Below are 11,803 nucleotides of genomic sequence, written 5' to 3' on the forward strand. Positions count from 1 at the left end.
GCAAATGGGAGCCGTAAAATAACCCGCATCAAGACCGACACCAACCGGATTAAAGCCAAACCGCTCTAACTGGCGTTTTAATCGAGCCATGTAAGGCTGGGAATCATGAATATTTCCAGCTGTGACATAGGTATCGGTAATTAAATTATGTTTGCCATCAACCGTTCGGTGATCTAAGTAGAAGAATCCTTTAGGCTTGCCTTCCCGATGCATAAAGCCACTGTCTGGATCTGTTGTACTGACTTTAACCTCCTTGTATTTCTCTACCGTCGATGGCTTTAAGACTTTTTTCCGTTTAATTCTCTTTCTGCGTTGATGGCTTGATTAAGGGCATCAATATATTGACTGGGCTCAACAATACGCTGCTCATTACGTGCTTTGCCTTTATTGGCATTTGCTTTTAGGTGAGTACTGTCCGTATATAAAACCCGACCACTTATCAACCCTTTGGCAATGGCCTGCTCAACAATATTATCAAAAATCTGTTGATAGATTTCACTGTCATTAAACCGACGGCGACGATTTTGGCTTCAATCACTTTTTCGGTTAATCCCATTCCCAGAAACCAGCGGTAAGCTAAATTGACCTGAATTTCCTGAACCAGACGACGTTCACTGGGGATACCGAAAAGATACCCCAATAGCATGATTTTAAACAGTCTGACCGGATCTTCTGCCGGACGACCGTTATTAGGGCAATAAAGTGGTGCTACCGCTTCTCGAATAAATTCAAAATCAATGACTTTAGCTATTTTACGAACAAGATGATTTTGAGGGACAAGCGCATCTAGCGAGATTTGCTCTATTTTTTCTGGTGTCGCTGGAGTTGGTTTTTTAGCATAGAAGAACTTCTCTTATAATGGACTCCTCTCTATTAGATCAAAGAACTCGCCAAAAAGCGAGTTCTTTGTCATCAATCTGAGGATAAATAGTATTTATCCTTTTTACAGTTTTGTAATTTAAAACATTACTTTTTAAAATTTACAAGAATATCTTGCCAATTTTGATCTAATTTAGCTTCAATAACGATTGGTTTATGGTTAACAGGATGAGAAATCTCTAACTTACTAGCATGTAACATCAAGCGCCTAACACCAAAATAGTTAGCAAAAGCACGGTTTTGATGAAGGTCGCCATGTTTACTGTCTCCCAAAATAGGATGAAAGATATGTTTCATATGACGACGCAATTGGTGCCTACGTCCTGTTTGTGGTTTTAATTCAATAAAACTATATCTTGCTGTTTCAAATTTACCAACTTTAACCGGCACTTCAATTTTGCTAATAGATTTATAAAAAGTGACTGCATCTTGTGCTGGCTTATTTTTATCAGAAAATTTGTCAGCGATTTTATCTAATTCTTCAACTAAAGGATAATCGATCAGAGATTCACCCTCAAGATAACCACGCACGATAGCATGATACGTTTTCTCAATTTGTTTTGTGGCAAATTGTTCTGACATGAGCCTTGCTACATCACTAGAAAGGGCAAACAGTAACACACCTGATGTTGGCCTATCTAGTCTATGCACAGGAAAAACATGTTGGCCAATTTGATCTCGTAGAGTTTGCATCACAACGATAGATTCATTTTTATCTAACCAACTGCGATGCACAAGCCAACCAGATGGTTTGTTAATCGCAATTAAAGCATTATCGTGATAGAGAATTTCAAACATAGTCTATTTTATTGAAAATCAATTAGAAAAATAGCTTTTCAAGTTCAGTTGCTATACTTGGACTATTATTATCGCCAATAGCGTAACTTGCTTTTGCTTTCACTTCGTTATCAGCATTCCCCATAGCAATCCCTAATCCAGCAATAGATAACATACTTATGTCATTATAACTATCACCAAAAGCGACTATTTCGCTTAAATCAATATTTTCATGCTCAGCCCAATGCATTAAACCATTTCCTTTGGTATTACCTTTAATCGCAACATCTGCTCGATTTGACCAAGACCATTCACACGAGAACATATCTAATGCATCTACCGCATTTGAGAATTGTCGTAGAGCAGGAAGGTTATGGCTGCTAGTTGCAAATTTAAAAATAGCGCCAGATTGATCAATCACGTTTTCAAAACTCGCTACTTTTTTGATTTCTGGCTGTAAAAAATCGGGCAATGTTTTGACCCATTTAAAAAAACCTGCTAGATGATCATCTAACACTTCATAAGTCATCATTTGATCAGTATAAACTAAAGTATGGATACCATATTGATTAACTAGTTTTAATAGCATTCTTGCTTGATCTTTAGTCATTGGTTTAGCAGCAAAATCACTTTGTTTTTTAAAATCATAAAGATAAGATCCATTACAACAAATTGCGGGGGTTGATAATTTGAGTTGATAATAATAAGGATAAATTACAGAATGGTGACGCCCCGATACTAAAATGACTTTCACACCTTTAGCACTGATTTTTTTTATCATCTCAACAGTTTCTGGCAAAACTAAACGATTACTGGCTAGTAACGTGCCATCCATATCAAAAGCAACCGCTTTATACTTCATATAATCCCCTCTTTTTTATTTCTAATCTTTGTTATAAAGATTAGCTGAACACTAGAACTTCAATAAATTTAAAATTCAATTTTTTGACGCCCAACAAATGAATGCGATAAGGTAGTGCCATCCACCATTTCAAGTTCACCACCAACTGGAACACCATGAGCGATTCTTGTTGCTGTTACATTGAACTGTGCACACATTTGTGCAATATAATTGGCAGTTGCATCACCTTCAACGGTGGGATTAGTGGCTAAAATAACTTCGTTGATTGATTCTGACGCTAACTTATTTTTCAATAAATCAAGACCAATATCGCTAGGACCGATACCGTCTAATGGCGATAAATGGCCTAACAATACAAAATAACGACCACTATATTGTCCAGTTTGTTCTATGGCAACTATATCGGCGGGAGTTTCGACAACGCAAAGCTGTCCACTATTTTGACGGCGAACATTTGCACAAATAGTACAGATTTCTTGTTCGGTAAAAGTTCGACACTCTTTGCAATGACCTATATTTATCATCGCTTCATGTAGCTCATGAGCTAATTTTATGCCACCTTGTCGATTGCGTTGCAATAAATGAAAGGCCATTCGTTGTGCCGATTTGGGACCAACGCCCGGTAAACAACGCAGTGCTTCTATAAGCGATTCTAATAATGGGCTTATTTGCATGTATTATTTGATTCTCACATATTTAAATTTTAAGTTAATAATACCTTTTTTCAATAATCTATCAAACAAGAATTATTTTATTTGTTTAATTTAATAATAATGAAAGTTAAAAAAACTTACAGAAAATTAATAGTTAAAATAATGCTTAGTGACAACTGTATTCAGAAACAATCGTTAAATTAAAGCTTATTGCATATAAATTTTAGACTATTGTTTGCTCTTGCTATGATAATAACTTTTCGGTTCTTCACCCTTTAAAAGGCGCATAATATTACTATTATGACGAATGATAATCAAACAAGAAAGCATAGCAACCGGCAAAGTAAGCTCAGGTTTGAATAACCAAACATAAAATGGCGCCATAAGAAACCCAGCTATCGCAGCTACCGAAGAGTACCCAGTTATGAGTAACGCAACTAACCAAGTTAAAATAAAGCAACCTGTAAAATCAAATCCTATGGGAACCATCATACCTAACGCAGTGGCAACACCTTTACCACCACGAAAATGAAAAAAACAGGGAAACATATGCCCTAAACAAGCAAAAATACCAATAATACCTAAAAAGAAAGGAGGAATATCAAGTCGATAAGAAATATAAACCGGAATCGTACCTTTTAGCATATCAAAAATTAAAACAAAAATGGCGGGTAATTTACCATTAAGCCGTAAAATATTGGTTGCCCCTGGATTATGCGAACCATGTTCTGAGGGATTAGGCAAATGCATGATATGGCTAATAATCATTGCACCAGAAAGCGATCCCAAAAAATAGGCCATTATGATCATTAATACCATTTGAAATGCCACAATATCACTCCTTTCATTTGCCGCCTTTAATAATCGAACGCTAAATGCTAATCAGCACCTTAAAACCTGTATCTAACCCTACTTGCTGGTAAAGTATAATAGAACAGGCGTCATACCTTGCCCGTTCTATCTACGCTAAATAGTAATAATACAATCCTACTTAGTTTATTATTTTTCCAACAACGGTTTTAAATATTTTCCAGTGTAGGAATGTTTAGATTTAGCAACCTCTTCAGGTGTCCCTTCAGCAATAATCTCTCCCCCACCATTACCCCCTTCTGGACCTAAATCAACTATCCAATCGGCTGTTTTAACCACATCCAAATTATGCTCAATCACAACAATTGTATTGCCTTTATCACGCAATGAATGCAATTGCGCTAGTAATTGTTTAACATCAGCAAAATGTAGACCTGTTGTTGGTTCATCTAATATATATAAAGTGCGTCCAGTATCTCGCTTCGATAATTCTTTTGCAAGTTTTACACGTTGTGCCTCACCACCTGATAATGTTGTTGCTGATTGCCCAATGGTAATATAAGAAAGACCTACATCAATTAGGGTTTGTAATTTACGAGCAATCATCGGTACTGCATCAAAAAATTCACGCCCTTCTTCAACTGTCATATTCAAAATTTCGTTAATAGACTTACCTTTATATTTGATCTCTAAGGTTTCACGATTATAACGAGCGCCATGACACTGATCACAAGGAACATAAATATCCGGCAAAAAGTGCATTTCAACTTTAATTAAACCATCACCTTGGCAAGCTTCACATCGTCCTCCCTTAACATTAAAACTAAATCGCCCCGGATTATAACCTCTTGCGCGGGATTCTGGTACACCAGCATAAAGTTCACGGATAGAAGTAAAAAATCCTGTATAAGTTGCAGGATTAGAACGTGGTGTACGCCCGATTGGACTTTGGTCGATCGCAATGACCTTATCAAAATGGTTAAGCCCTTTAATGGCTTGATATGGCGCTATTTCTGTTTTTTCGGCACCATTAAGTTCATTTTGTGCAAGAGGATATAACGTATCATTAATTAGTGTTGATTTACCTGAACCTGATACACCAGTAATACAAGTAAATAATCCAACCGGAATATTTAATGTCACATCTTTAAGATTATTTCCGGTAGCGCCAATAAGTGATAATATTTTTTTCTTATCAACTTTGGTGCGCGTTGTTGGAATTTCAATCTTTTCTTTACCAGATAAATATTGGCCTGTTAAAGATTTTTTACATGCCATAATCTGCTTAGGCATACCTTGCGCAACAACTTCACCACCATGAACCCCTGCTCCAGGTCCAATATCAATCACATAATCAGCAGCCATAATTGCTTCTTCATCATGTTCAACCACAATGACAGTATTACCTAAATCACGTAAATGCGTTAAAGTGTCAATTAGACGAGTGTTATCACGCTGATGCAATCCGATAGAAGGCTCATCTAGTACATACATCACTCCAACCAGCCCAGCACCAATTTGGCTAGCTAATCGAATACGTTGTGCTTCTCCTCCTGATAAGGTTTCAGCGGAGCGTGAAAGTGTTAAATAGTTAAGCCCAACATTAATCAAAAATTGTAAACGGTCGTTGATCTCTTTTAAGATTTTTTCGGCAATTTGAGCACGTTGCCCTGTCAATGACAACTGATCAAAAAAATCTTTTGCTTTTTGAGTGCTTAAATCACTAATGGCTGGTAGATTAGTATCATTAATAAATACATTTCTTGCAGCTGTACACAGCCTTGAACCACCACAACAAGGACAAGGTCGATGGCTAATATATTTAGCTAAATCTTCACGAATAGTTTGTGATTCTGTTTCTTTATACCGACGAGCTAAGTTATTGATAATGCCTTCAAACGGATGTTTACGTTTAACCACATCACCACGATCATTGGTGTAGATAAATTGGATTTCGGTATTACCTGAACCATTTAATAAAATATCTTTTACCTTTTCAGATAATTTTTCATAGGGTTTATCAATATCAAATTTATAATGTTCCGCTAATGATTTTAGCATCTGAAAATAGTAAAAGTTACGACGATCCCAACCTTTAATCGCACCCGCAGCTAACGAAACTTCAGGCATTTGCACAATACGTTTTTGATCAAAATATTGTTGCACGCCCAAACCATCACATTCAGGACACGCCCCTGCTGGATTATTAAATGAAAATAATCGAGGCTCTAACTCTGAAATACTATAACCACAAATTGGACAGGCAAAATTAGCCGAAAACAGATATTCTTCAGCTTGAGGATCATCCAAATTGGCTACTTTAACAATACCATTAGTAATTGAAAGCACAGTTTCAATCGACTCGGCCAAACGAAGTTTTAAATCATCACGAATACGGAAACGGTCAACAACAACCTCAATGGTATGTTTTTTTTGCAGTTCAAGAATCGGTGGATCAGAAAGATCATAGACATCACCATCCACTCTTACCCGAATATAACCACTAGCGGCTAATTGCTCAAACAACTTAACAAATTCACCTTTACGTTCGGTGACCACAGGTGCTAGCAGCATATAACGATTTTCAGTAGGTAATCCCATAATACTATCGACCATTTGTGACACCGTTTGTGCTGCTAATGGTAAATGATGATTTGGGCAGCGAGGCTCACCAATTCGGGCAAAAAGCAACCGTAAGTAATCATAAATTTCAGTGATAGTTCCAACTGTCGAGCGTGGGTTATGCGAAGTCGATTTTTGCTCAATCGAAATAGCTGGCGATAAACCTTCAATATGATCGACATCAGGCTTTTCCATCAATGATAAAAACTGACGAGCATACGCCGACAAGGATTCAACATAACGTCGCTGTCCTTCCGCATAGAGAGTATCAAATGCTAATGAAGATTTACCCGATCCCGAAAGACCTGTGATAACAACTAACTTATCTCTTGGAATGGTTACATTAATGTTTTTTAGATTGTGCGTGCGAGCACCACGAATATCGATATCTTTGATTGACATAGATCTCTTCTTATGTGTGTTTTTAAACTAAATGAATAGAAAATTAACTGTATATTATACCAGTAACATTTGATGAAATATACAACTATATAAATGAATCTATTACTTGACCAATTTTATATTAAAACATAGTCTTTTCTGAAACTTTTTGACAAGAATATAAACTGAAAATATTGGTTTCTAAAACTAGAACAAAATAAGGTCATTACTAACCGTTTTTCGCAGAATAAACTTAATCTATTGACTTAATTATATTAATTTAGGTGTGACCTCTACAGGGATAATTGCACCGCGATAATGTATAAACGTACCAGCCACCAAGTGCCCCTGTAATGCTGTCCATCCACTTAAACGCGCACCAAGATAACCAGCACTAAAAGAATCACCAGCGACTGTGGTATCAATCACTTTGTCTTTAGCTATTTTATTAACCAGAACGTCAAAATGACCTTCAGCAGCATCATTACGCCAATAATAAAAAGAACGCTCCCCCTTGCTCATCGGCCACAATAGAATAAAGGCTAGGCATCTTATCTGACATTCTTTGCACTAAATCAATTTGAAAATTTTCTTTTTACCAATTATCTAACATCTCTTGACTAAAAGGATCAGTGCCAATCCCCGCTACATAATGAATTGAAAAATCATTATCTTTAAGTAAACGTGATAAATAAATAGCGGTGTTAAGTGTATCGCCGCCAAAACCACGCTCAGTTGAATTTTGTTTGATCGCCAGTTCAATCATGCATTCGCCAATAACCGCTATTTTAGTTGTCATATTATACCTATTACCCTTAATCAGATTATAAATAATCCAATGCGATTTTTATCACAACTTTTCGGACAGTTGCAATCTTACTATCAATTGCACAAAGGGGTTTATGTACTTCATTTGGGAAAAAAACGATAAAATCATCAGGCTGTAAGGCTAACATGGTTTCTTCTTTTGGCGTTTCAATAAAAGCAATATCATTTTCTGCTAATTTATCGTCTAACACTTTGGTATAGGGCGGTAACATGCTCACAGCCATCCCCTCTTGCCCTTCCAAGACAATCTGAACATCGATATATTTTTTATGATATTCCGGCTTAGCATCATGAATATGACGCGTTCGACTATCAGACACCATAAAGAACACCTTATCCCCATCAATATCATAACGCCCCACAGGCGTGTTACTATTAACATTATCTTTAATATACTCAATTGAGTACATTATTTTTGTAGGTAAATAAGGAACTAACCTTAAATGATTAACATTACCTATAATCATACAACATGATCCTTAAAAATATAGATGAAAATTAATACTGATCATTGAATTACTCACAACCAATATACGCTATGATAAATCGAACTAAATTGATAAAGAGTATATACTTAAGTTATCTGCTTTTGTAGATCATTTGTTAATAAGTTTTTATGTTTTTATCGGTATGATATAACTTGGAGATCATTACAAAAAAAAGTAAACAGACTGAAGATTTTTGTAATGAATTTAGAAAAAAATCAAGGTTATTAGTACCATTTGTTCCCTTTCCAGTATTATATCCATCGCCCGACCGTTTTAATATTTTTCATTATATATCAGTTGGTTGAAAATAATTTTACCTTGGTTCGTTATTCTAACGTATTTTTTCACCGACACGCTTTTTTATCTTTTTGCTTTTTAACTTAGGTGCCTAGTTTTGTAAAAATAATTCAGGATTCTATACCGTTTCATTTTATTAAAATTCAATAAAAGCTTATCACTTGACGAGTTGCATTAAGGGGGATAGGGTGAATAAAATATGGTATCGCCTTACAATCTTGTTAGATCCTAAATTGAATAGCTCGGTTTTATATGCAGGTCATCCTATTGCAATTAAAACCGAACAAATCAAGTTGGGGTAGAGTTGACGGCTTAGTTATAGATTGAATAACATATTCCAATTCTGCGAAGCTAATCACAGAATTGGAAAAAACAAAACAAGATTATTTAGGGATCTTTCCTGTCCACCAAATCGGCTTTTTATCCGCGCCTAAGTTATCAAAAACAGATAGTGGTATTTGTTTATAGATAACCATATCAGGAACTTTAGTTATACATACCATTACTGGTTCATATTCATAATCGGGATCTGACTTAAAGCCTTCATAATTTATCTTGGCAGATTCAACATCTATACCTAGAGTAAATACGGAACTTTCCCCCACTAAGACCAGTATCTTCTGACATTATTCACTTTTAAACGTAATATGTTCTCGTTTAATGATTCCGTTAGATTTTCGAACGATTCCTCGTATAATTTTAAATTCTTGTAATGAACTTAAATGCTGCCCACTAACATCTATCACAATCTCTTGTTGCATACCTTGATGACAAAACTGCTTTTGCCAGCATAAAAAACGCAAAAAAACACAAGGAAAAATTAAATAAAACCAAAACATTAATAACTATTTTTTGTAATTAAAATAGTAGATTAATGTATTTTTTATGTTTTGAATCGAGGAATATATGGCACAATAAACAATACAATAAGTAGGCTTTATTTACTACAATGGCGCATAAGAATAATAATCACTAAAGTAATGCTAAGTCAAAATTAGCAATTAAAAAATTAATTATAGAATTTAGTGACAGTATTAACTGTCACTTTTACTGACAAATACACAAAATCCAGGATTAGTTATAAGCTTATTATTTAGTTGAAAAATATTTAGCAGCCATGATGTGTATAGCTAATTTAAAGCCTTTTCAAGTTCGGTAATATTTTTATGAAGTTTTAATCGATCCATACAAGTATTTATTGCTTTTAATGTTACATCCTGTACTAACTGATAATTGTTCATTTCCCAATCACTAAAAGGTTTCACTTTGTCATCTAAAGCTAAATCTTTATCTGAACAAACAAACTCAAAATTGTTAGAACGAATATATGTTGTATAAATGAAATTATACTTATTATCAGTTAACCCATCATAAATTAGTTTAAATTTGTAAGGTTGAACTGTGACTGTATTATTTTTGTTTTTATTTGCATTTATCTTTTTTAATATTGCATACAATTCAGGCGTTAAAATGTCCATCGTTTTATTAGGAACTGACTCAACATATTTGCCTTTTAACTCTTCTTTTGTAAAACTACTAATTGAACCTGAATTTAAGGTAAATAAAGAGGTTGCAAACTGAACAACTTTTACACCTACTACTTGAGCAGTATCACCTCGTGTCACTATATTTAGATAGTTATTCGTGTCTTCTACTACTTGTCCATTAATAGCATTTTCAGTTATAAAATTGATTGTTGAACCATTATTTAAAACTATAGTATCTGTACTAACCGCTTTTGTTCTAGGTAATGATTCTCGATTACTAGAACAAGCGATTAAAACAAGGCTGCTAAAACCTAAAATAAAAATTTTAGAAAATTTCATCATTATTCCCCATAATTAATCCATACCAGTATAGTCTAGCTATTCACTGATTTTATTATTGACTGTTAGATTTAAATTTTATGATCTATTCGTCCAGTTAAATTGTCTGTACCATTAGACTATTTATAATATTAACCTCAACAAACAAATCAAATATTATCCTAATAATATTCCTTAGAGCAAATATTTCTTAATGAAATTTAAAGACAATAACGTAAATCACGTGGAACTGGTTACTATACAAATTATTATTATGACAGGAAAAAATGAGAAAATTGATAAATTATATATCTTATAAATTGGACATCAAAGCGACATTAATTATTGTTCAGTGCCCTGCTACTTTCGAAAATAAATTAATAATCACCACACCAAACATAATAAATCCCATGCCAATTAGCGCAGCGAAATCCAATGTTTGTTTTAAGAAAATCCAAGCAATTAAACTAATTAATACAATCCCGATTCCTGACCATATTGCATATGCAATACCAACTGGGATTGTTTTTAATGCTAATGAAAGGAGATAAAACGAAGCACTATAGCCAATAATAGTGATAATTGAGAAAATAAGATTAGTAAAACCATTTGATAGTTTCAATGAAGATGTCGCTATTACTTCACAAATAATTGCAACAAACAGTAATAAATATGAATTCATCTTAATGCCTATAATCGTTAAATTAAAAAGCTAATTTTCTAAAATCGACACTGAATCCTTAGATTAACCAACTTTAATTAACTGCATAAACGTTAATAGATAAAGCCAATATTTCCGTTGCCTTATTTTTACATCATTAATTATTAATCAAAGGTAAAATAGATAGCTATTAACGCTTGAAAAGGAAGATATTAATGGTGGGTTGTGAGGGCATCAGTTAAATAAATAACTGATTGATTATAATTAATTTATTTTAACAATCCACCACGTTGTATACAAAAACATATACAAAATATTTCTTTCTTTTTTATAATATACCATTTTTATTATACATAAAAAAGTATATTATTATTACTTACGCGTGCTCAAGTACACGTACTTAAACAAAACTATATACATATCTTTTGTATATTTTTAATATTCACTTTCTTAACTTCTTCTTTATTACTACTTTCTTTTTTATTTTTTAATAAAAATATATTATCTTCTATTTTTAAAGTAGCATATTCGTATAAATTACTTATTTCATCCATTTCGCAATATGTATTAATGTTAATATTTTTACATATTTTAATGTTATTTTTACAACTAAAATACTTAAATAATTCAGCATTTTTTATACTTACATTAAAAAATTTTTTTATTAATTTTTTAGCAAAATACGCAGTTATTTTTAAACCTTTTTTTCTTTCTAGCAAAATTATAGTATAAATTATATT

Annotated in this window: 11 protein-coding genes and 2 pseudogenes; all 13 read right to left on the minus strand. The window is 33.7% G+C overall.

Features of this window, described 5'->3' with window-relative positions:
- Positions 1–805, minus strand: a pseudogene (locus A9G24_RS08270) (transposase); the annotation flags it as partial.
- A gap of 161 nt (positions 806–966) precedes the next feature.
- A complete protein-coding gene (gene truC, locus A9G24_RS08275) occupies positions 967–1,677 on the minus strand; it encodes a tRNA pseudouridine(65) synthase TruC (RefSeq protein ID WP_065638583.1) in 711 nt (236 codons plus the stop codon).
- A 22-nt stretch (positions 1,678–1,699) separates the two neighbouring features.
- Positions 1,700–2,518: a pyridoxal phosphatase gene (locus A9G24_RS08280; RefSeq protein ID WP_065638584.1), complete on the minus strand. Its 819-nt coding sequence runs from the start codon at positions 2,516–2,518 to the stop codon at positions 1,700–1,702.
- 68 nt (positions 2,519–2,586) lie between these two features.
- Positions 2,587–3,192: a recombination mediator RecR gene (recR, locus tag A9G24_RS08285; protein WP_065638585.1), complete on the minus strand. Its 606-nt coding sequence runs from the start codon at positions 3,190–3,192 to the stop codon at positions 2,587–2,589.
- A gap of 207 nt (positions 3,193–3,399) precedes the next feature.
- The gene (gene plsY / locus A9G24_RS08290) at positions 3,400–3,990 is read right to left on the minus strand and encodes a glycerol-3-phosphate 1-O-acyltransferase PlsY (RefSeq protein WP_176701182.1); all 591 of its coding nucleotides are present in this window, start codon (positions 3,988–3,990) and stop codon (positions 3,400–3,402) included.
- 180 nt (positions 3,991–4,170) lie between these two features.
- Positions 4,171–6,999, minus strand: coding sequence for an excinuclease ABC subunit UvrA (gene uvrA, locus A9G24_RS08295; RefSeq protein ID WP_141673126.1), 2,829 nt, complete (start codon positions 6,997–6,999; stop codon positions 4,171–4,173).
- A gap of 255 nt (positions 7,000–7,254) precedes the next feature.
- Positions 7,255–7,783 (minus strand): annotated as a pseudogene (locus tag A9G24_RS13355) (PfkB family carbohydrate kinase).
- Positions 7,784–7,808: 25 nt separating this feature from the next.
- Positions 7,809–8,279, minus strand: a complete 471-nt coding sequence (locus A9G24_RS08310) for a YhcH/YjgK/YiaL family protein (RefSeq protein ID WP_065638590.1) — start codon at positions 8,277–8,279, stop codon at positions 7,809–7,811.
- 701 nt (positions 8,280–8,980) lie between these two features.
- Positions 8,981–9,202, minus strand: a complete 222-nt coding sequence (locus A9G24_RS08315) for a hypothetical protein (protein WP_065638591.1) — start codon at positions 9,200–9,202, stop codon at positions 8,981–8,983.
- A 21-nt stretch (positions 9,203–9,223) separates the two neighbouring features.
- Positions 9,224–9,436 (minus strand): hypothetical protein, encoded by a 213-nt coding sequence (locus A9G24_RS08320; protein WP_065638592.1) that lies wholly within the window; start codon positions 9,434–9,436, stop codon positions 9,224–9,226.
- A gap of 291 nt (positions 9,437–9,727) precedes the next feature.
- On the minus strand, positions 9,728–10,423 hold the full coding sequence (locus A9G24_RS08325; protein ID WP_065638593.1) for a hypothetical protein: 696 nt from the start codon (positions 10,421–10,423) through the stop codon (positions 9,728–9,730).
- Between the two features lie 328 nt (positions 10,424–10,751).
- Positions 10,752–11,084 carry a DMT family transporter gene (locus tag A9G24_RS08330; protein WP_065638594.1) on the minus strand — a complete coding sequence of 111 codons (333 nt, stop codon included), beginning with the start codon at positions 11,082–11,084 and terminating at the stop codon, positions 10,752–10,754.
- Positions 11,085–11,473: 389 nt separating this feature from the next.
- A partial coding sequence (locus tag A9G24_RS12855) for a hypothetical protein (RefSeq protein ID WP_176701181.1) occupies positions 11,474–11,803 on the minus strand: 330 nt, incomplete at its 5' end.

It is taken from the genome of Gilliamella sp. App6-5 (assembly GCF_001690525.1).
Classification (GTDB): Bacteria; Pseudomonadota; Gammaproteobacteria; order Enterobacterales; family Orbaceae; genus Gilliamella; species Gilliamella apicola_H.